Genomic DNA, 20,258 nt, shown 5'->3' with positions numbered 1-20,258 from the left:
CCTCTCCGCGGGCGCCCCGCGTCCTCGCAGGGCGCCTGCGGTAAACTCTCCTGTCGGCATCCCGGCTTTTCCCCTTCATCCTGAGGACCCCTTCATGGCGCACGCCCTTCGTCCTGACCTCCGCAACGTCGCGATCGTCGCGCACGTCGACCACGGCAAGACGACGCTCGTCGACGCCATGCTCCGCCAGACCGGCTCGTTCGGCGACCACGCGCACGTCGAGGAACGTGCCATGGACTCCAACGACCTGGAGCGCGAGAAGGGCATCACGATCCTCGCCAAGAACACGGCGATCACCTACAACGGCGCACACACCGAGGTCCCCGTCACGATCAACGTGATCGACACCCCGGGCCACGCCGACTTCGGCGGTGAGGTCGAGCGCGGTCTGTCGATGGTCGACGGCGTCGTCCTGCTCGTCGACGCGTCCGAGGGCCCGCTGCCCCAGACGCGCTTCGTCCTTCGCAAGGCGCTCGAGGCTAAGCTGCCCGTCATCCTGCTGGTCAACAAGACCGACCGCCCCGACGCGCGCATCGCCGAGGTCGAGGAAGAGGCGCACGACCTGCTGCTCGGTCTCGCCGGCGACCTCGCCGACGACGTGCCCGACCTCGACGTCGACGCGCTGCTCGACGTGCCCGTCGTCTACGCGTCGGGCCGCGCCGGCGCTGCGTCGCGCAACCGTCCCGGCAACGGCGAGCTGCCCGACAACGAAGACCTCGAGCCGCTGTTCGAGGCCATCCTCGAGCACGTTCCGGCGCCGTCCTACGACGACGAGGCTCCGCTGCAGGCGTGGGTCACCAACCTCGACTCGAGCCCCTTCCTCGGCCGCCTCGCGCTGCTGCGCGTCTTCAACGGCACCCTGAAGAAGGGCCAGACCGTGGCCTGGGTGCGCGCCGACGGCACCACCAGCAACGCCCGGATCACCGAGCTGCTCAAGACCCGCGCGCTCGAGCGCTTCCCCGCGGAGGACGCCGGCCCCGGCGACATCGTCGCCATCGCCGGGTTCCCCGACATCACGATCGGTGAGACCATCGCCGACCCCGAGGACGTCCGCCCGCTCAAGGCGATCACGGTCGACGACCCGGCCATCTCGATGACGATCGGCACCAACACCTCGCCGCTCATGGGCAAGGTGAAGGGACACAAGCTCACCGCGCGCATGGTCAAGGACCGTCTCGACCGCGAGCTCATCGGCAACGTCTCGCTCAAGGTCGTCGACATCGGCCGACCCGACGCGTGGGAGGTTCAGGGCCGCGGCGAGCTGGCGCTGGCCATCCTCGTCGAGAACATGCGCCGCGAGGGCTTCGAGCTCACCGTCGGCAAGCCGCAGGTCGTCACCAAGCGCGGCGAGGACGGCAAGCTCAAGGAGCCCTTCGAGCACCTGACCATCGACGCGCCCGAGGAGCACCTCGGTGCGATCACGCAGCTCATGGCTGCGCGCAAGGGCCGTATGGACGGCATGTCCAACCACGGCACCGGCTGGGTGCGCATGGAGTTCGTGGTGCCCTCGCGCGGTCTCATCGGCTTCCGCAGCGAGTTCCTCACGATCACTCGCGGTACCGGCATCGCCAACGCGATCTCGCACGGGTACGACGACTGGGCGGGCTCGATCACCACGCGCCAGAACGGCTCGATCGTCGCCGACCGCTCGGGCGTGGTCACCCCGTTCGCCATGATCGCGCTGCAGGAGCGCATGAGCTTCTTCGTGCAGCCCACCGAAGAGGTCTACGAGGGAATGGTCATCGGCGAGAACTCGCGCGCCGACGACATGGACGTCAACATCACGAAGGAGAAGAAGCTCACGAACATGCGTTCGTCGACCTCCGACTCCTTCGAGTCGATGACGCCGCCGCGTGTGCTCACCCTCGAGGAGTCGCTCGAGTTCGCCCGCGACGACGAATGCGTCGAGGTCACCCCCGAGAAGGTGCGCATCCGCAAGGTCGTGCTCGCTGCGACCGACCGCGCGCGCGCCACGGCGCGTCTGAAGCGCCAGGACGCCAACGCCTGATCCCGGGCTTCGACGAAGCCTCGACCACGACCCCGGATGCCGACTCCTCGGCATCCGGGGTCGTGTCCTTGCGGCGGGATCAGCTGCGCAGGATGCTCGACATCCGCTTGCCGCGGGCGACCTCGTCGACGAGTTTGTCGAGGTATCGGATGCGTTGCATCAGCGGGTCTTCGATGTCCTCGACGCGGATGCCGCAGATGACGCCGGTGATCTTGGTGGCGTCGGGATTGAGGCGCGACTGGGCGAAGAAGTCCTGGAAGGTCGTGCCGGCGGCGAGGTGGGCCTCGAGCTCTGCCTGGCTGTAGCCGGTGAGCCATCGCGTGACCTCGTCGACGTCGTCACGCGTGCGGCCCTTGCGTTCCGCCTTGGTCACGTAGTGGACGTAGACCGAGGCGACGCTCATCGTGAACACGCGACTCATGCCGTCAGGGTATCCGGCCGTTCGCGACGGGTCGATAGCATCGGAGCGATGGAGCAGGATGCCGCGACGCGGCGCGCGTGGCGCGACGGGGTGGGGGTCGCGATCGCGACGAGCGCCTACGGTGTGTCTTTCGGCGCGCTCGGAGTCGCGGCGGGACTGGATGTCTGGCAGGTCTGCGTGCTCAGCCTGGTCATGTTCACCGGCGGGTCGCAGTTCGCCTTCGTCGGCGTGATCGCGACCGGCGGCTGGTCGGCGGTACCCGCGGCCGTCGCGTCGGCGGCGCTGCTCGGGGTGCGGAACGTCGCGTACGGTCTGCGGATGGCGCCGGTGGTCGGCGGCGGCATCGCACGCCGGCTCGCGGCCATCCCGTTCACGATCGACGAGTCGGCGGCGGTCGCACTCGCCCAGACGGGATCGCGAGCGAGACGTGTCGGGTTCTGGGTCACCGGTGTCGGCATCTACGCCGGATGGAACCTCTTCACGCTGCTCGGCGCGCTGCTCGGCGACATCCTGGGCGACCCGCGCAGCTACGGTCTGGATGCCGCCGCCGCAGCCGCCTTCCTCGCGTTGCTGTGGCCGCGGCTGCGGCGAGCCGAGGCGGTGGCCGTCGGAGTGGCGGCAGCGGTCGTCGCCGCTATGGCGACGCCTGTCACGATGCCCGGGGTCCCCGTGCTCATCGCCGCGGTCGTCTCGATCGTGGTCGCGGCGGCGATGCCGCTCCGTCGGGAGGCGGCGTCGTGACGCCCTGGACCGGCATCCTCCTCGCCTCCATCCTGTGCGTGGCCCTCAAGGCGATCGGCTACCTCCTGCCGCCGCGCTGGTTCGACGGCCCGCGGGCCCAGCGGGTGATCGATCAGTTGACGGTCGCGCTCCTGTCGGCGCTCGTCGTCGTCCAGACACTCGGTGCGGGAACGGCGATCGTCGTCGACGCCCGGCTGCCCGCCGTCGCGGCCGCCGCCGTACTGCTGATGCTCCGGGCGCCGTTCCTCGTCGTGGTCGCCGTCGCCGCGCTCGTGGCCGCGGCGCTTCGAGCGTGGGGGTGGGCCGCCTAGACTTGACCGGTGTCACAGACCTGGTCTCGCCTCGCCGGATGGCTCGTCGCGGCTCTGGCCGGCGGCGTCTACGGAGTGGCCGGCACGATCGCTCAGGCGTACGTGTGGGGCGTGCTCCCGATCGGCCTCATCGTCGCCGTGGCCGGCGTGACCGCTCTCGTGGCGGGGCTGCGCCTGCTCACGAGTGACCGCTGGGCGGCGCTCGCGTGCGGGCTCGGCGCCCTCGTCGCGACGATCGTCTTCTCGGGCCGCGGACCGGGGGGATCGGTCGTCGTCCCCGCCCCGCCGGAGGGTCAGCTGAGCACGGGCCTCATCTGGACGTTCGCGCTGCCGATCATGGTCGCCGTCGTCGTCGGGTGGCCCTCGTTCACCGGCGGCCGGTCGGCGGCGGGTCGTGAGCGCACGAACTAGACTCGTCGTGTGACTTATGTGATCGCCCTCCCGTGCGTGGACGTGAAGGACCGCGCCTGCATCGACGAATGCCCCGTGGACTGCATCTACGAAGGCGAGCGCTCGCTCTACATCCACCCGGACGAGTGCGTCGACTGCGGCGCGTGCGAACCGGTGTGCCCGGTCGAGGCGATCTACTACGAAGACGACCTGCCCGACGAGTGGCAGGACTACTACACCGCCAATGTCGAGTTCTTCGACGACCTCGGCTCGCCCGGGGGCGCCGCGAAGGTCGGCGTCATCGCGAAGGATCACCCCCTCGTGGCCGCTCTGCCGCCGCAGGGGGAGGGGCATTGAGCGTCCTCGACCTCGCCGACTACCCCTGGGACGCCGTCGCCCCGTACGCCGCGACGGCTCGCCGTCATCCCGACGGCATCGTGGATCTGTCGATCGGATCGCCGGTCGATCCCACCCCCGAGGTGGTGGCGCAGGCGCTGCGCGAGGCCACGGACGCCCACGCCTACCCGCAGACCGTCGGGACCCCCGCGCTGCGTGAGGCGATCGTGCAGTGGTACGAGCGCCGCCGAGGGGTGTCCGGCCTCGAGCCGGGGAACGTGCTGCCGACGATCGGGTCGAAAGAGCTCGTCGCGCTGCTGCCGCTCCTTCTCGGGCTGGGCTCGGGCGATGTCGTCGTGCACCCGCGTGCCGCCTACCCCACCTACGAGGTCGGTGCGCGCCTGGTCGGTGCGACGCCGATCGCAGCCGACGAACCCGACGACTTCCCCGAGGGGACCCGGCTCGTCTGGATCAACTCGCCGGGAAACCCCGACGGCCGTGTGCTCGACGTCGCCGACCTCCGCCGTGTGGTGGCGCGTGCGCGCGACCTGGGCGCCGTCGTCGTCTCGGACGAGTGCTACGCCGAGCTCGGCTGGGACGGGGCCTGGGCGAGCGCACCGGTGCCGAGCGTGCTGGACCCTCGCGTGAGCGAGGGCGATGTCTCCGGACTGCTGTCGGTGTACTCGCTCAGCAAGCAGTCGAACCTCGCGGGGTACCGCGCGGCGTTCCTGGCCGGCGACGCGGCGATCGTGGCCCGGCTGCTCACGGCGCGCAAGCACCTCGGGCTGATGCTGCCGTTGCCCGTGCAGCACGCGATGGCGGCGGCACTGCGCGACGACGGTCACGTCGCTGCGCAGAAGGAGATTTATCGCCGCCGCCGCGACGTGCTCCGGCCGGCGCTCGAGCGCGCCGGGTTCCGCATCGATCACAGCGAAGCCGGCCTGTACCTCTGGGCTACGGCGGGCGAGGACGCCTGGCAGACCCTCGGTCGTCTCGCCGAGCGCGGCATCCTGGCCGGGCCCGGGCACTTCTACGGGGAGCACTTCCCGCAGCACGTGCGCTTCTCGCTCACGGCGCCGCAGGAGCGGATCGAGTCCGCCGCTGCACGCCTGACGGATTCGTAGGATTACTCCCACTGATCCGCTGATCCTTTGGCGCCGTCCGGAGTAGGCTCGCGCGCCCGATAGGCTGTAATGACCGCACCGGACGATCGCAAGGAGGCTTCGTGAACGACACGGGCACCCCGCAGAAGGCCACCGTCACCATCGGTGACCGCACCGCCGAATTGCCGGTGCTGCACGGAACCGCTGGAGTTCCGAGCGTCGACTTCTCGACGTTCACGAAGCAGACGGGCCACACGAGCCTCGACTACGGCTTCGTCAACACCGCCGCAACGCGCTCGGCCATCACCTATATCGACGGCGATCAGGGCATCCTGCGGTACCGCGGCTACCCGATCGAGCAGATCGCGAAGCACTCCACCTACCTCGAGGTCGCGTGGCTGCTGCTCTACGGCGACCTGCCGACGGCCGACGAGCTGGCCGGGTTCGACGACCGCATCCGTCGCCACACGCTCCTGCACGAGGATCTGAAGCGCTTCTTCTCGTCGCTGCCGCACACGGCGCACCCGATGTCGGTCCTGTCCGCCGCGACGGCCGCGCTGTCGACCTACTACGAGGACCAGTCCGACCCGAACAACCCCGAGCACGTCGAGCTGAACACCATCCGGTTGCTCGCCAAGCTTCCGGTCATCGCGGCATACGCGCACAAGAAGAGCGTCGGCCAGGCGTTCCTCTACCCCGACAACTCGCTGAGCTTCGTCGACAACTTCCTGCGACTGAACTTCGGTGTGCTCGCCGAGACGTACGAGGTCAACCCGGTGGTCTCCCGGGCGCTCGAGCGCCTGCTGATCCTGCACGAGGACCACGAGCAGAACGCCTCGACCTCGACGGTGCGCCTGGTCGGATCGACCGGAGCCAACCAGTTCTCGTCGATCTCCGCCGGCATCAACGCCCTCTACGGCCCGCTGCACGGCGGCGCGAACGAGGCCGTCCTCGACATGCTCGCGCGCATCCGCGACTCGGGCGAGAGCGTCGAGCGCTTCGTCGAGCGGGTCAAGAACAAGGAAGACGGCGTGAAGCTCATGGGCTTCGGGCACCGCGTCTACAAGAACTACGACCCGCGCGCCAAGCTCGTGAAGGAGTCGGCCGACGAGGTCCTGAACGAGCTCGGCGTCGTCGACCCGCTGCTCGACCTGGCGAAGGAACTCGAAGAGATCGCGCTGAGCGACGACTACTTCCGTGAGCGTCGCCTCTACCCGAACGTCGACTTCTACACCGGCGTCATCTACAAGGCGATGGGCTTCCCCACGCGCATGTTCACGCCGCTGTTCGCAATCGGCCGACTGCCCGGGTGGCTCGCGCACTGGCGCGAGATGCAGAACGACCCCCAGACGAAGATCGGGCGTCCCCAGCAGCTGTACATCGGCTCGGAGGAGCGGGACTACCCCGTCTCCTGACCGAGGCCGAACGAACACGAAAGGCCGGCGCGTACCCATGACGCGCCGGCCTTTCGCACGTCGTCGCGATCTGCGGCCGCTCCGCGTGTCAGTCGGCGAGCAGCGTCGCCGCGTAGTCGGGGACGTATCCGTCCAGCTGCTGCGGCGGCCTCTCGTATCCTCCCGAGGCCGGGCGCGGCGGGATATCGATCTCGGCTCGCTCGACGACCTCGTAGGGGATCTGCTGGAGCAGGTGGTGGATCATGTTGATCCGTCCCCGGCGCTTGTCCTCGTTGTCGACCTCGTGCCACCGAGCCTCGGGGATGTCGGTGTGGACGAACATCGTGTCCTTCGCCCGCGAGTAGTCCTCCCACTTCGTGATGGAGAGCACGTCGTTGGGGGAGAGCTTCCAGCGCCTCATGGGGTCCTCGTTGCGCGAGCGGAACCGCTTCTCCTGCTCGACGTCCGAGACGCTGAACCAGTACTTCAGCAACAGGATGCCGTCCTCGACCAGCAGACGCTCGAAGATCGGTGCCTGGTGCAGGAACCGGTGATACTCGTCACTCGTGCAGTAGCCCATGACGCGCTCGACTCCCGCGCGGTTGTACCAGGAGCGGTCCATCAGCACGATCTCGCCGGCGGCGGGCAGGTGCGCGGTGTAGCGCTGGAAGTACCACTGCGAGCGCTCACGCTCCGTCGGCGCGGGGAGTGCCACGATGCGGGCGACGCGCGGATTGAGGTACTCGGACACCCGTTTGATCGTGGAGCCCTTGCCCGCGGCATCGCGCCCCTCGAAGATCACCACGATGCGGGCGCCGGTGGCCTGGACCCAGGCCTGCATGTCGACCAGCTGCGCCTGCAGACGCTTGAGCTCGGCCTCGTACACCTTCTTCGGCAGACGATCGGACATCTCACCACCTCCTGCCGCGAGCATACGCCCCCTCGCGTCCGCGACCCGGGGCCCGCTAGGGTGAGGCCCGGCGGTCGACCAGGGGAGTGCGCATGTGGGAGCAGACGACGGATCCGCTCGGTTCATTGGTCCTGTCGGCGCTCGTTGCGGCCATCCCCATCGTGGTGTTCCTCGTCGCGCTCGTGGTGGTGCGGCTCAGCGGCATCCTCGCCGGATTGATCGCCCTCGTCGCGCAGCTCCTGGTCGCGTCGCTCGGGTTCGGGATGCCGCTCACAGCCATCGGCGGAGCGGGACTCCTGGGTCTGCTCACCGCGATCTGGCCGATCGCGTACATCATCGTCATGGCGGTGTGGCTCTACAAGCTCGCCGTCGCCAGCGGCCGCTTCGACGTCATCCGCTCGTCGATCGGGGGGATCTCGACGGATCAGCGCATCCAGGTCCTGCTGATCAGCTTCTCGTTCGGCGCGTTCCTCGAGGGCGCCGCCGGGTTCGGCGTTCCCATCGCGATCTGCGCGGCGCTCCTGGTGCAGCTGGGCTTCCGTCCGCTGCGCGCGGCGATGATCTCGCTCGTCGCCAATGCCGGCGCGGGAGCCTACGGCGCCATCGGCATCCCGGTCATCGTGGGTGCGCAGGTCGGCGGGATCGAGGTGCACGAGCTCTCGCGGGCGATGGTGCTCGTCCTCCAGCCGCTGACACTGCTCATCCCGTTCCTGCTCGTCGTCATCCTCGACGGCGTCCGGGGACTCCGCGAGACGTGGCCGGCGACCGTCGTCGTCACGATCGTCTTCAGCGGAGTGCAGGCCGGGGTGCTGTGGTTCCTCGGCCCCGAGCTCGCCGACCTCGCCTCCGGCCTGGCAGCGATGGTCGCGCTCTTCCTGCTCGGCCGGGTCTGGCAGCCCCGCCGCATCCACCGCGAGCCGGGCGCGCCCGAGCCCGAAGCGCGGCGCGCGAGTCTCGGCGAGGTCGTCTCCGCGTGGAGCCCGTTCTACATCCTCACCGCGGTCATCCTGGTGTGGAGCCTCCCGGCGTTCAAAGACCTGTTCGCGGCCGGAGGGCCGCTGTCGTTCCTCGTCTTCGGGGTTCCGATGCCCGGGCTGACCGGCAGTGTCCAGACCCCGGCCGGCGACGTCGTCACGGCGGCCTGGAGCTTCACGCCGGTCAACGCGACCGGTACGGCCATCCTGCTGGCGGTGCTCGTATCGTTCTGGACGACTCCGCAGCTGCGGGCGGCGGATCTCGCGCGGACCCTCGTCGAGACGATGCGTGAGCTGTGGCGCGCGCTGCTCCTCATCGCGATCATCCTCGTTCTGGCGAACATCGCGAACTACTCGGGCGGGTCGGCGTCGATGGGAACGGCGCTGGCGGCCGTCGGCCCGCTCTTCCCCCTCCTCGCGCCCATCATCGGGTGGATCGGTGTGTTCCTGACCGGTTCGGTGGTCAACAACAACACGCTCTTCGCGCCCCTGCAGGTGGCTACCGCCGGTCAGCTCGCCGTCGACCCCGCGCTGCTGGTCGCGGCGAACACCGCCGGTGGCACGGCGGCCAAGGTCATCTCACCGCAGTCGATCGCGATCGCGGCCGGCGCCGTCGGGCTCGCGGGCCGGGAGTCCGAGATCCTCCGAGCGTCGCTGTGGTACAGCCTCGGAATGCTCGCGGTGGTGTGCCTCTGGAGCGGCCTGCTCTCGCTGCTCCTGACCTGATCAGTTGAGCCGGCCCTCCGGCGTCGTCCCGCCGCCGCACGTCCCGCCGCCGCACGTCCCGCCGCCGCTGGTCAGGCGTGCAGGGCCTCGTTTAGGGTGACACCGACGCCCGCACGCCGCACGGCTTCGATCGCGCCCGTCAGGGAGTTGCGACGGAACAGGATGCCGTCACGGCCGGACAACTCGGCGCCCTTGACGTTCGGGCGGGCTCCGGACGCGGTCGCAGGCTCGTCGGCGAGGACGATCTTCGAACCGGCCGTGATGTACAGACCGGCCTCGACGACGCAGTCGTCGCCGAGGGAGATGCCGATGCCGGCGTTGGCACCCAGCAGCGTGCGGCGACCGATCGAGACCTGGTGGCTGCCTCCGCCGGAGAGAGTCCCCATGATCGAGGCGCCGCCGCCGATGTCGCTGCCGTCGCCCACGACGACGCCCTGCGAGATCCGGCCCTCGACCATCGAGGCGCCGAGGGTACCGGCGTTGAAGTTGACGAAGCCCTCGTGCATCACCGTGGTGCCCGGCGCGAGGTGCGCCCCGAGTCGCACGCGCGAGGCGTCGGCGATCCGGACCCCGGGGGGAGTGACGTAGTCGAGCAGCCGCGGGAACTTGTCGAGGCTGTGCACCTGGATGCCGTCGCGCTGGAGCAGCGGGCGACGGCGGGTGGCGTCGTCGGGGTGCATCGCGCCGGCCGTGGTCCAGGCGACGATGGGGAGGTGGCCGAAGATGCCGTCGAGGTTGACGGTGTTGGGTGCCGCCAGGCGGTGCGAGAGCACGTGCAGGCGCAGGTAGGCGTCGGGGGTCGAGGCGGGCGCGGCGTCGAGGTCGATCGTGACGGTGACGGCTTCGACGCTCACTTCCCGACGCTCGTCGTCGGCGGCGAGAGGCGCCCAGGCGACCATCGCGGCGGCCGACTCGGCGGCCGTGGGCGCGCCCAGTGCGGGCTCGGGGTACCAGCTGTCGAGTGTCGTGCCGTCGCTGCTCGAGGTCGCCAGTCCCACGCCCCATGCCCACCGTTCGCTCATGCCTCCAGGTTATCGGTGCGGTCGGCGTCGATAGAATCGCGGCATGCCTGAGCTCGATCTGACCGTGTCCAGCGCCGATCTGACCCGGGCCGTGTGCGACATCCCGAGCGTGTCGGACGACGAGACGACCCTCGCCGACGCCATCTTCGCCGCCGTCTCGCCCCTGGGACACCTCGAGGTCGTCCGCGACGGCGACACGATCGTCGCCCGGACTCGGCTCGGGCGCGAGCAACGTGTCGTGATCGCCGGTCACATCGACACCGTTCCCATCAACGACAACCTCCCTGTGCGCGAGATCGTCGAGGACGGGCAGAAGCTGCTGTGGGGTCGGGGCACCGTCGACATGAAGGCGGGTCTGGCCGTGCAGCTGAAGCTGGCCGCCGAGCTGGTCGACCCGCGCGTCGATCTGACGTGGATGTGGTACGACCACGAGGAGGTCGCGGCGGAGCTCAACGGCCTCACGCGGCTCGCCGCGAACCGCCCCGATCTGTTCGCGGGCGACTTCGCGATCCTCGGCGAGCCCTCGAACGGTCAGGTCGAGGGAGGTTGCAACGGCAACCTCCGCGCGATCGTGCGCACCCGGGGCGTGCGGGCCCACAGCGCGCGGGCCTGGATCGGGGACAACGCGATCCACCACGCGGCGCCGATCCTGGAGCGTCTGGCCGCGCACACCCCGGCCGAGGTCGAGGTCGAGGGGCTCGTCTACCGCGAGGGTCTGAACGCCGTCCGCATCTCCGGTGGGGTCGCCGGCAACGTCATCCCCGACCTGTGCGAGGTGGAGGTCAACTACCGCTTCGCGCCGAGCCGGACTCCCGAGGAGGCGGTCGAGATCGTCCGCGCCTTCTTCGACGGCTTCGAGGTCGAGGTCATCGATCTCGCCGGCGGTGCCCGCCCGGGGCTCGACGCGCCGCTCGCGCAGGAGTTCGTCGCCGCCGTCGGCGCGGAGCCCCGTCCCAAGTACGGTTGGACGGATGTCGCGCGCTTCTCGGCGCTCGGTGTGCCCGCCGTCAACTACGGCCCCGGCGACCCCTCGCTGGCGCATCACGACGAGGAGCGGGTGCCGGTGGCGCAGATCGAAGCGGTCGAGCACGGGCTCCGGTCGTGGCTGTCGTCGCGGTGATCCCGGCCGCATGAGGCCGTTGCGCCGCGCCGCGATCGCTCTGCCCGCTGCGGCCGCGATCGCGCTGGTCTACCTCGCCTCCCGCGCGGTGACCACGGCCCTCCTGATCGCCGCCGCCGATCTGAGCGGCCCGCGATCGCGGTTCGGGCCCGATGCGACGCTGGGCTCGCTCACGATGGGGTGGGATGCCCAGTGGTACTGGCTCATCGCGCACAGCGGGTACCCGACGGCGCTGCCGGTGGATGCCGCCGGTCACGTCGCGCAGAACGCGTGGGCGTTCATGCCGGTGTATCCCGCGATCACCGAGGCCGTCGGCCGCCTCGTCGGAGGTTTCCCGGTCGCGGCGCCGCTGGTCTCGGGGGTGGCCGGGTATCTCGCGTGCCTGGTCTTCTTCGCGCTGCTGCGACGACGCATCGGGCGGGCCGCGGCGATGTGGGCGGTGGTCTTCTTCAGCTTCGCCGGTCCGATGGCCGCGCTGTTCCAGCTCGGCTACGCGGAATCGCTCTTCCAGCTGTTCCTTCTGCTCGGACTCCTCGCCGTCGAGCGTCGTCGGTGGTGGTGGCTCTACCTCTGGATCCCGCTCATGGCTTTCACGCGGCCGGGCGTGCTGGCGTTCTCGCTGATGCTCGCGCTCTACGGGATCTGGCGCTGGAGTCGGCGCACGCGCGACGCACTGACCCGACGCGAGGTCGTGCACATCGTCGCCGGTGGACTGCTCGCGGCCGCCTGCGGCCTCGCGTGGCCCATCATCACCGGCCTCGTGACGGGCGATGCGGGCGCTTACCTGCAGACCGAGCTGGCGTGGCGTCGATCGTGGGTGGGTGACCACGGCGGGTTCGTCCCCTTCGACGGCACGGTCCGGGCAGCTCTGCTGTGGTCCGAGATCTGGGGCATTCCGGCGTGGACCTGCCTGGCGGCTCTGGTCGCCGTGGCGGTCGTCTCGGCGGTGGCGCTCATCGCCGACCGTCGCGTGCGACGTCTCGGGGCGCCGATCCGCCTCTGGTCCGGCGCCTACCTGCTGTACCTGCTCGCCGTGTTCTTCCCGCAGTCCAGCACGTTCCGCCTCCTCGTCCCGCTCTCACCGCTGTGGGGCGCGGTGGCGCTTCCGACCTCGCGCCTGTGGCGGGTCGGGGTGCTCGCGGCGGGAATCGGCGTGCAGTGGTGGTGGATCTACACGATGTACGCCCTCGGGAGCACCTTCGCTCAGATTCCCTGAGGTGCGTGTCCGCGCCGTGCCTGCGCCGCACGATAAACTCTTCAGGTAGTCCTCATGACGAAAGGGAGCCGCGATGGCAGCCATGAAGCCGCGAACCGGAGACGGACCGATGGAGGCCGTGAAGGAGGGGCGCCTGATCATCGTGCGTGTCCCCCTGGAAGGCGGAGGGCGTCTGGTCGTCTCGGTCAATGATGAAGAGGCCAAGGAACTCCACAGCGTGCTGAGCGGAGTCGTCGGCGGCGCCTGACGACGAAGCCACGAGAACGGCCGGTCCCGATGGGGACCGGCCGTTCTCGTTCGTACGGGGCCGCCGTCAGGCGGACGCCACTGTCGTGAGCTGAAGCAGCCCCTCTCCGACGATCGAGAGAGCGCCGAGGACGGCGGGGGAGGACTGCGTCTCGTGGATGAGGGACCGGTAGGCGCGAGTGATGTCGTCGCGCCGGACCGGATCGGCGACGGCGCCGCCCGCGAGCACACGGGGGACGAGAACCATGCCGCCGGGCCGCACGAGGCGCAGTCCGTGCTCGACGTACTCGATCACGCCGTCGGGGTCGGCGTCGACGAGGACGATGTCGTACGACGCCTCGTTCATGCGGGGCAGGACGTCGGCGGCGCGGCCGGTGATGAAACGCGCACGCGCGGGCGGGACCTTCGCCTCGGTGAACGACTGCCGGGCGACGGCGAGATGCTCGGGCTCGATGTCGATCGTCGTGAGAGTCGCCCGGGGAGAGCCGTGGAGCAGCCACAGCGCCGAGACGCCGCCGCCGGTGCCGATCTCGACGATGTTGAGAGCTCCCGTCGCCGCGGCGAGGACGGCGCACTGCGCGCCCACCGGCGGACTGATCGGTGCCGCCCCGATCTCGAGGGCGTGTGCACGCGCGCGGGAGATGTGCTCCGGTTCCACCGTCGCCTCCATCGCGAACCTGCGGATCGCTTCTTGACCACCCATCGTTTCCTCCTCGTGCCAGCGTAGGTGCCCGAGTGGCTCGGTCCGCTCAGGCGCACGGGTAATCTGGGCTCATGTTCTTCGGCCTTGACGGGGACAAGCTCATCCTCATCGGGCTCGCCGCTGTCCTCCTCCTCGGTCCCGAGCGCCTTCCGCGTCTCGCCGAGACCCTGGCGCGCTTCACCGTGCGCGCGCGCGAATGGGTCAACGGCGCCAAGGATCGCGTCAAGGACGAGATGGGCGACGACTTCTCCGACGTCGAGTGGCGCAAACTCGATCCGCGCCAGTACGACCCGCGGCGCATCATCCGCGACGCCCTCCTCGAGGACGCGCCGGTGCCCACCGTCCGCGCGGCGGCAGCGGGAGCGGCCATCACGACCGCGGCCGCGGTGGGAATGGATGCCGCCGGCGAAGCCGCGATGCGCTTCGAGCGCGGGGCCATCGTGCCTTTCGACGACGAAGCGACCTGATCAGCCGACGCGCAGCGGCAGCGGCCGGCCGCCCAGGGCGCGCCCGCCGCGGGCGATCGTCTCGGCGATCCCGACGATCGCTGCAGCGGCCGGGTCGCCGGGGTGGGCCACGACGACGGGGACGCCGCTGTCGGCGTCGCTGCGGAGGGCAGGGCTCAGCGGAACCGACCCGAGCAGCGGCACCGGCGCATCGACCGACAGCGCCTCCGCGACACGGGCTCCGCCGCCGCTGCCGAACAGGTCCAGAGCGGTGCCGTCGGGCAGCGTCATGGCGGACATGTTCTCGATGACCCCGATCACGCGCTGACCGGTCTGCCGCGCGACCAGGCCGCTGCGCACGGCGACATCCGCCGCCGCCGTCTGCGGCGTCGTGACGACCACGACATCGGCGTGGGGGAGCAGCTGGCCGACGCTGATGGCGACGTCGCCGGTCCCGGGCGGCATATCGATCAGGAGCACATCGATGTCGCCGAAGTACACGTCGGTGAGGAACTGCGAGACCGTGCGGTGGAGCATCGGTCCGCGCCAGGCGACCGCACCGGGCGCTCTCTGATCACGGGGGAGGAACATCCCGATCGATATCGTGCGAACGTCGTGCGCGATCGGGGGGAGCATCAGTCCGTCGATGCGCGTCGGCTGGGGCGGCAGCCCGTCGTCTCCGACGAGGCCGAGAAGGGCAGGGATGGAGAAGCCGTGCACGTCCGCGTCGATCAGGCCGACAGCGAGCCCGCGCTGCGCCAGGGCGACGGCGAGGTTGGCGGTGAGCGTCGACTTGCCCACGCCGCCCTTGCCGCTCGTGATGGCGATGACGCGCGTGAGGGAGTCGGGACCGAACGGATTCTCCCGCGTCGCCCTCCCACCGCGCAGGCGCTCCGTGAGTGCCGCCCGCTCCGCGGGGGTCATGACGCCGACCTCGACCGAGACCGTCTCGACACCGGGCGCCGACAGCGCTGCATCCCGGACATCGCGCTCGATCCGGTCGGCCGCAGGACACCCGACGATCGTCAGAGCGATGCCCACGCGTGCGTGGGTACCGTCGAGGACGACGTCGCGGACCATGTCGAGCTCTCCGAGCGGCCGGCGCAGCTCGGGGTCGCGAACGGCGGCGACGGCAGCTCTTACCGCGGCCGAGGTCATCGCGGAGCCGGCCGCTCGTCCGAGTCGAGCCGGTCGAGCGCCGTTCGCAGCTCGGCGCGCAGCGTCTCCTTCGTCACGAGACCGTCCGTGAGGTCGGAGATCGCCATGCGGAGCGCGACGACCTCGCGGGCGAGGTACTCCGTGTCGGCCAGGTTCCGCTCGGCGCGCTGCCGGTCCTGCTCGATCTGCACGCGGTCGCGATCGTCTTGGCGGTTCTGAGCGAGCAGGATGAGGGGCGCGGCGTACGACGCCTGAAGCGAGAGCATCAGCGTCAGCGCGGTGAAGCCGTTGGCTGCGGAGTCGAAGCGCAGCTCGACCGGCGTCAGCGTGTTCCACGCGACCCACGCGGCGCAGAACAGCGACAGCGCCAAGAGGAAGGCCGGGGTGCCCATCGCCCGCGCGATCCATTCGGTGAAGCGCCCGAAGCGGTCGCGCGAGGGCTGCGGCGTCCGGGCTCCCAGAACGCCGGCCCGCCGGCCGCGCGGCGCCTCGAGCGACGGGGTCTTCGACGAGCGGGCCATCAGCGTCGCCCTCGCAGCGCGGCGGCTTCCCGGGGCTCGACATCCTGCGACCGCCAGTCGTCGGGCAGGAGGTGATCGAGCACATCGTCGACGCTCACGACGCCCAGGAGGCGGCGCGCCTGGTCGACGACGGGGACGGACACGAGGTTGTAGCTGGCCAGCATGCGTGCGACCTCGGCCGCCGACGAGGACGCTGCGACCGGGTCGACCGTGTCGTCGATGATGGCTCCCAGGCGCTCGTGGGGCGGGTAGCGCAGCATCCGCTGGAAGTGGACGGTGCCCAGGAGTCGCCCCGTGGGCGTCTCGTACGGCGGCAGGGTCACGAAGACCGAGGCCGCGAGAGCCGGATGCAGTTCGTGCCGCCGGATCAGCGCGAGGGCCTCGGCGACGGTCGCCTCGGCCGACAGCACGATCGGGTCGCTCGTCATCAGGCCGCCGGCGGTATCGGGGCCGTACTCGAGGAGCGCGCGGACATCCTCGGCCTCTTCGGGCTCCATGAGGTCGAGGAGCTGCTCCACGCGGCCCTCGGGCAGCTGGCCGAGCAGATCGGCGGCGTCGTCGGGCTCCATGGCGTCGAGGATGTTGGCGGCGCGTTCGTCGCCGAGGCGCTCGAGGATGTGCACCTGCTCGTCCTCGGGCATCTCCTCGAGGGCGTCGGCGAGCCGCTCGTCGGGGAGCTCTTCCGCCACCTCGAGCAGCCTTTCCGCGGGCAAATCGAGCAGCGTGTTGGCCAGATCGGCGGGCTTGAGCTCGGAGTACGTCGCGACGAGCTGCTCGGCCGACTGGGCGGCACCCGACGACTGGTCCTCGCGCACGTCGCCCCAGGAGGCGAAGGTCGTCGGTCCCTTGGCGAAGGGAGAGGCGCTGGTCTTCGGGCGACGGAGGAAGAGCTGGCCGATGTCCCATTCGCCGAGGCGGTTGCGCTCGATGGCGACATCTTCGATGACCGCGCCGCCCGAGCCGTCGCGGAGGTACACCTTGCGGCCGAGGAGCTCGGCCATGACGCGCACCTCGCCGCCGCGCTGCTCGAAGCGCCGCACATTGATGAGGCCCGTCGTGATGACCTGTCCCGTGGCGATCGAGGTGACCCGCCCGATCGAGAGGAAGACGTTGCGCCGGCCGGGGATCTCGACGACGAGACCGATGACGCGCGGAGGATCCGACTTGCGGAAGATCACGACGACGTCGCGGACCTTGCCGAGACGGTCGCCGGCGGGATCGAAGACCACGCACCCGACGAGGCGCGCGACGAAAACCCTCTGCGTACTCACCGCTCCAGCGTAGTCGGCGACCGCCGGAGTCGCCCGTGACACAATGACGGGATGAGCATGATGGGCGGGCCGCCCGCGGTCACGGGCGAGAAGGTTGCCGAATACGCGTCGTACGAGGCCGCGCAGAAGGCGGTGTCGACGCTCATCGCAGCCGACATCCCCGCACGTGAGATCGCGATCGTCGGCTCCGGCCTGCGCTCCGTCGAGACCGTCACCGGCCGGCTCGGCTACGCCACCGCAGCGCGGACGGGCGCGATCAACGGCATCCTGCTCGGCCTGATCTTCTCGCTCATCTTCGTCTTCGGCACTCCGGATGCCGCGATCCAGCTGTTCCTCGGCGTGATGCTCGTCGGAGTCGCGATCGGCATGATGATGAGCCTCGTGATGTTCGCCCTCGTGCGACGCCGACGCGACTTCGCCTCGGTCACGCAGGTCGTCGCCGATCACTACGAGGTCACCGTGCAGGCGAGCAGCATCCACCGGGCGCGCGGTGCGCTGAACGTCGCGGCCACCCGTCCGGCCGCGCCCGCCGCCCCGGTGCCCGATGGTCCTCCCCGCTACGGCGAGCGCATCGATCCCGTGCCCGCGCCCTCGGGCGATCGCCCCGCGCCGGGGCCGGCCGCGCCCAGCGGGGCTCCCGCGGGCCCGCCGTCGGGTGTCGGTGCCCCCGGCCCCGCGGACGCGCCGCTGCCGCCCGCCACGGGCCCCGCGCCCGGCGGCGAGGCCCCGGGGCCCGAGCTTCCGGAAACGCCCGCGCCGCCGACGGGCGATACGTCGCGATGACCGAGACGGTGCCGGTCGCTGTCGCCGCCGGAACCGTCCACCTGCCGCTCCTCCGCGACGACGCAGCTGATCCGCGTGCGGTGACCGTGGTCGCCCACGGTGCCGGCGCCGGACCGGACCACCCCTTCCTCGCGGGCTACGCGCGCTCGTGCGCAGCAGCCGGAGTCGCGGTCGTACGCTTCCCGTTCCCCTACGTCGTCGCCGGTCGCCGCCTGCCGGGCGCTGCCGCCGACGCCGTCGCGGCGTGGTCCGGCGTTCTCGAGTTCGTGGCCGAGGCGCACCCGGGACTCCCGGTGATCGCGGCGGGCAAGTCCTACGGCGGGCGGATGGCGTCGATGGCGGCCGCCGCGGGGTCTATCGATCCCGCCCTGCTCGTCTACCTCGGCTATCCGCTCCACGCGCCCGGGCGACCCGACCGGCCGCGGGCGGAACACCTTCCCGACGTGCGCGCTCCGCAGCTGTTCGTGTCCGGCACGCGCGACCCGTTCGTCGAGCCCGTGAGCGACCTCGAGGCGGTTGTGGCGTCGTGCCCAGACGCGGAGCTGATCTGGGTGGACGGCGGTCGGCACTCGTTCGAGGTGGCCGGCCGCAGACGAGACGCCGATGAGATCGGTGCCGGCATCGCCGGCCTCGTCGTGCCCTGGTGCCTCCGGCGGCTCGCCGCCTGACCGGAACGGCGACGGGACGACAGCGGCTCAGCGGCCGGCGGCGTAGCCCTGCATCCCCCGGGGGTTCGCCGCTGCCCACAGCACTCCGCGCTCGCGGTCCATCCCGACGGCAGAGAGGCGGCCGAGGCTCCAGGGGCCGGTCCGGGTGATGTCGTGGCCGCGGGCGATCAGCCCGGTCACGACATCGTCGCCGAATCGGTCCTCCATCACCACGCCGGCGGGAGTCCAGGTTCGCGGCCAGAACGAGTCGATCATGGCGGTGGTGTGCAGCGTCGGCGCGTCGATAGCCGACTGCGCGTCCCACCCGCCCACGAGCATGCGCAGCAGCATCGGGAGCTGCCACTGGTCCTGCTGATCGCCGCCGGGCGTGCCCAGCGCCGTGTCGGCGCGGTCCCCGCTCATCACGAGCGTCGGCGACAGCGTCGTCCGGGGACGCACGCCGGGCCGGAGGGCGGCGGGGGAGCTCTCATCGAGCCACATCATCTGCAGTCGTGTGCCGAGAGCGAATCCGAGCCCGGGGATCGCCGGCGACGACTGCAGCCAGCCGCCCGACGGCGTCACGGCGATGATGTTGCCCCAGCGATCGACGACGTCGATGTGGCACGTGTCGCCGCGCGTCTCGCCGGTCCGCCCGACCGTGGGCTCGCCGGTGCCGGCGGCCGTGGTGCCCGCGGGGCGCAGGAGCGGAGGGCGGTGCGGGAGGCGTCCCGCGGTGCTGCCCGGGTTCCACTCGCGGGATGCGGCGGCGCCGATCTCGGCCCGTCGTGCGCCGAGGTAGGCGGGATCGAAGAGACCCGCGATGTCGCTGCCGTCCCCGAAGTGCGCGTCGCGGTCGGCGAGGGCCAGTTTCAGCGTCTCGACGACGTTGTGCGCGCCTTCGACCGTCGCGGGGTCGAGGCGGGCGTCCGGCAGCGGCTCGAGCAGCGCGAGCGCCTGGAGCAGTGCCGGTCCTTGCGTCCACCCGCCGGCCTTCACGACGGTCCGCCCGCGGAAGACGGTCGTGAGTGGCTCCTCGTAGCCGGCCGAGAACGCGGCGAAGTCCGCGGCGGCGATGACGCCGGCGTGGCGTCCTCCGGTGGAGTGGCGATGCGGCTGGGCGGCGAACGCGCCCGCCGTCTGCGCGACGACGCCCGTCTTCCACTCGACGCGGGCCGCCTCGATGCGCGAGGCGCGCTCGTCCTCTCGACGCCCGGCATCCACCAGACGCTCGAAGACCTCCGCGAGCGCGCGGTTGCGGAACAGGTCGCCGGGCCGGGGCGCCCGCCCATCGGGCAGCCACAGCGCCGCGGACGTCGGCCACTCGTCACGGAAGAGGTCTGCGACCCGCGCGATCGTCGCCGCCGCCGATGCGAGCAGCGGGAACCCGTCGCGCGCGTAGCCGATCGCGAAGGCGAGGACGTCGGCGAGCTCCCAGGTGCCGTAGTCGCGCAGCAGCACCAGCCAGGCGTCGACGGCGCCGGGCACCGCCGCGGCAAGGGCGCCGGAGCCCGGCACGACGTCGAGACCCTCCGCGCGGTAGTGCTCGATCGTCGCTGCGCGAGGTGCGGGCCCCTGTCCCATGAGGACTCGGGGATGAGCGTCGCGGGCAGCGTGGAACAGACCCACGAGGTCGCCACCGGGTCCGTTCAGGTGGGGCTCCACGACCTGCAGGACGAAGCCGCCCGCCACGACGGCGTCGAAGGCGTTCCCCCCGCGTTCGAGGACCGCCTGCGAGGCGGCGGTGGCGAGCCAGTGGGTCGAAGCGGCCATGCCGAACGTGCCCGTCAGCAGCGGGCGGGTCGTCATCGCCG

Annotated in this window: 22 protein-coding genes; 14 read left to right on the top strand and 8 right to left on the bottom strand. The window is 70.9% G+C overall.

Annotation, left to right across the window (positions count from 1 at the left end; translation table 11 throughout):
* The first annotated feature begins 94 nt into the window (after positions 1-94).
* Complete coding sequence (typA, locus tag ACPYN5_RS09675) at positions 95-2,008, top strand: translational GTPase TypA (RefSeq protein WP_424448772.1); 1,914 nt, start codon at positions 95-97, stop codon at positions 2,006-2,008.
* A 79-nt stretch (positions 2,009-2,087) separates the two neighbouring features.
* Here typA and ACPYN5_RS09670 read toward each other — a convergent pair whose 3' ends face one another.
* A complete protein-coding gene (locus ACPYN5_RS09670) occupies positions 2,088-2,429 on the bottom strand; it encodes a DUF2200 domain-containing protein (RefSeq protein ID WP_424448771.1) in 342 nt (113 codons plus the stop codon).
* Between the two features lie 48 nt (positions 2,430-2,477).
* Here ACPYN5_RS09670 and ACPYN5_RS09665 point away from each other — a divergent pair, with 48 nt between their 5' ends.
* The 6 genes from ACPYN5_RS09665 (at position 2,478) to ACPYN5_RS09640 (ending at position 6,725) form a co-directional block, all read left to right on the top strand.
* A complete protein-coding gene (locus ACPYN5_RS09665) occupies positions 2,478-3,170 on the top strand; it encodes an AzlC family ABC transporter permease (protein ID WP_424448770.1) in 693 nt (230 codons plus the stop codon).
* Entirely contained in the window at positions 3,167-3,481 is a 315-nt protein-coding gene (locus ACPYN5_RS09660; protein WP_424448769.1) for an AzlD domain-containing protein, read from the top strand. Before ACPYN5_RS09665 ends, ACPYN5_RS09660 begins: the two co-directional genes overlap by 4 nt.
* 9 nt (positions 3,482-3,490) lie before the next feature.
* Positions 3,491-3,892: a histidinol dehydrogenase gene (locus ACPYN5_RS09655; RefSeq protein WP_424448768.1), complete on the top strand. Its 402-nt coding sequence runs from the start codon at positions 3,491-3,493 to the stop codon at positions 3,890-3,892.
* Between the two features lie 9 nt (positions 3,893-3,901).
* A complete protein-coding gene (gene fdxA / locus ACPYN5_RS09650) occupies positions 3,902-4,228 on the top strand; it encodes a ferredoxin (protein ID WP_023950512.1) in 327 nt (108 codons plus the stop codon).
* Complete coding sequence (gene dapC, locus ACPYN5_RS09645) at positions 4,225-5,331, top strand: succinyldiaminopimelate transaminase (protein WP_424448767.1); 1,107 nt, start codon at positions 4,225-4,227, stop codon at positions 5,329-5,331. Before fdxA ends, dapC begins: the two co-directional genes overlap by 4 nt.
* A gap of 101 nt (positions 5,332-5,432) precedes the next feature.
* Positions 5,433-6,725, top strand: coding sequence for a citrate synthase (locus ACPYN5_RS09640; protein ID WP_424448766.1), 1,293 nt, complete (start codon positions 5,433-5,435; stop codon positions 6,723-6,725).
* 88 nt (positions 6,726-6,813) lie between these two features.
* Here ACPYN5_RS09640 and ppk2 read toward each other — a convergent pair whose 3' ends face one another.
* Positions 6,814-7,614 carry a polyphosphate kinase 2 gene (gene ppk2, locus ACPYN5_RS09635; RefSeq protein WP_424448765.1) on the bottom strand — a complete coding sequence of 267 codons (801 nt, stop codon included), beginning with the start codon at positions 7,612-7,614 and terminating at the stop codon, positions 6,814-6,816.
* Between the two features lie 92 nt (positions 7,615-7,706).
* Here ppk2 and ACPYN5_RS09630 point away from each other — a divergent pair, with 92 nt between their 5' ends.
* Positions 7,707-9,314, top strand: a complete 1,608-nt coding sequence (locus ACPYN5_RS09630) for an L-lactate permease (protein WP_424448764.1) — start codon at positions 7,707-7,709, stop codon at positions 9,312-9,314.
* Positions 9,315-9,385: 71 nt separating this feature from the next.
* Here ACPYN5_RS09630 and dapD read toward each other — a convergent pair whose 3' ends face one another.
* The gene (dapD, locus tag ACPYN5_RS09625; protein ID WP_424448763.1) at positions 9,386-10,336 is read right to left on the bottom strand and encodes a 2,3,4,5-tetrahydropyridine-2,6-dicarboxylate N-succinyltransferase; all 951 of its coding nucleotides are present in this window, start codon (positions 10,334-10,336) and stop codon (positions 9,386-9,388) included.
* Positions 10,337-10,379: 43 nt separating this feature from the next.
* Between dapD and dapE the strand changes: the two genes are divergently transcribed.
* The 3 genes from dapE to ACPYN5_RS09610 all read left to right on the top strand — a co-directional run bounded on the left by dapE (position 10,380) and on the right by ACPYN5_RS09610 (position 12,919).
* Positions 10,380-11,456 carry a succinyl-diaminopimelate desuccinylase gene (gene dapE, locus ACPYN5_RS09620; protein WP_424448762.1) on the top strand — a complete coding sequence of 359 codons (1,077 nt, stop codon included), beginning with the start codon at positions 10,380-10,382 and terminating at the stop codon, positions 11,454-11,456.
* Positions 11,457-11,466: 10 nt separating this feature from the next.
* Positions 11,467-12,672, top strand: a complete 1,206-nt coding sequence (locus ACPYN5_RS09615) for a hypothetical protein (protein ID WP_424448761.1) — start codon at positions 11,467-11,469, stop codon at positions 12,670-12,672.
* Between the two features lie 73 nt (positions 12,673-12,745).
* Positions 12,746-12,919: a DUF3117 domain-containing protein gene (locus ACPYN5_RS09610; protein WP_424448760.1), complete on the top strand. Its 174-nt coding sequence runs from the start codon at positions 12,746-12,748 to the stop codon at positions 12,917-12,919.
* 66 nt (positions 12,920-12,985) lie between these two features.
* Here the strand turns inward: ACPYN5_RS09610 and ACPYN5_RS09605 are convergent, their stop codons facing one another.
* Positions 12,986-13,621 (bottom strand): O-methyltransferase, encoded by a 636-nt coding sequence (locus ACPYN5_RS09605; protein ID WP_424448759.1) that lies wholly within the window; start codon positions 13,619-13,621, stop codon positions 12,986-12,988.
* A 71-nt stretch (positions 13,622-13,692) separates the two neighbouring features.
* Here ACPYN5_RS09605 and ACPYN5_RS09600 point away from each other — a divergent pair, with 71 nt between their 5' ends.
* Positions 13,693-14,088 (top strand): twin-arginine translocase TatA/TatE family subunit, encoded by a 396-nt coding sequence (locus ACPYN5_RS09600; protein WP_424448758.1) that lies wholly within the window; start codon positions 13,693-13,695, stop codon positions 14,086-14,088.
* Here the strand turns inward: ACPYN5_RS09600 and ACPYN5_RS09595 are convergent, their stop codons facing one another.
* The 3 genes from ACPYN5_RS09595 to ACPYN5_RS09585 are packed head-to-tail and all read right to left on the bottom strand — an operon-like array spanning position 14,089 to position 17,017.
* Positions 14,089-15,225, bottom strand: coding sequence for an Mrp/NBP35 family ATP-binding protein (locus tag ACPYN5_RS09595; RefSeq protein ID WP_424448757.1), 1,137 nt, complete (start codon positions 15,223-15,225; stop codon positions 14,089-14,091). It abuts the gene before it with no gap.
* Positions 15,222-15,746 (bottom strand): DUF1003 domain-containing protein, encoded by a 525-nt coding sequence (locus ACPYN5_RS09590; RefSeq protein WP_424448756.1) that lies wholly within the window; start codon positions 15,744-15,746, stop codon positions 15,222-15,224. The genes ACPYN5_RS09595 and ACPYN5_RS09590 overlap by 4 nt, the downstream gene beginning before the upstream one ends.
* Positions 15,746-17,017 (bottom strand): magnesium transporter MgtE N-terminal domain-containing protein, encoded by a 1,272-nt coding sequence (locus ACPYN5_RS09585; protein ID WP_424448755.1) that lies wholly within the window; start codon positions 17,015-17,017, stop codon positions 15,746-15,748. The genes ACPYN5_RS09590 and ACPYN5_RS09585 overlap by 1 nt, the downstream gene beginning before the upstream one ends.
* A gap of 51 nt (positions 17,018-17,068) precedes the next feature.
* Between ACPYN5_RS09585 and ACPYN5_RS09580 the strand changes: the two genes are divergently transcribed.
* A complete protein-coding gene (locus tag ACPYN5_RS09580; RefSeq protein WP_424448754.1) occupies positions 17,069-17,800 on the top strand; it encodes a YflT domain-containing protein in 732 nt (243 codons plus the stop codon).
* The gene (locus ACPYN5_RS09575; protein WP_424448753.1) at positions 17,797-18,468 is read left to right on the top strand and encodes an alpha/beta hydrolase family protein; all 672 of its coding nucleotides are present in this window, start codon (positions 17,797-17,799) and stop codon (positions 18,466-18,468) included. Before ACPYN5_RS09580 ends, ACPYN5_RS09575 begins: the two co-directional genes overlap by 4 nt.
* A gap of 27 nt (positions 18,469-18,495) precedes the next feature.
* On the opposite strand, the gene ACPYN5_RS09570 is transcribed toward ACPYN5_RS09575, so the two are convergent.
* A complete protein-coding gene (locus ACPYN5_RS09570; RefSeq protein WP_424448752.1) occupies positions 18,496-20,253 on the bottom strand; it encodes a gamma-glutamyltransferase family protein in 1,758 nt (585 codons plus the stop codon).
* Positions 20,254-20,258 lie beyond the last annotated feature (5 nt).

Source organism: Microbacterium arborescens, assembly GCF_049707515.1.
Lineage (GTDB): Bacteria > Actinomycetota > Actinomycetes > Actinomycetales > Microbacteriaceae > Microbacterium > Microbacterium arborescens_B.
This window is presented reverse-complemented; position numbering and strand designations above follow the sequence as displayed.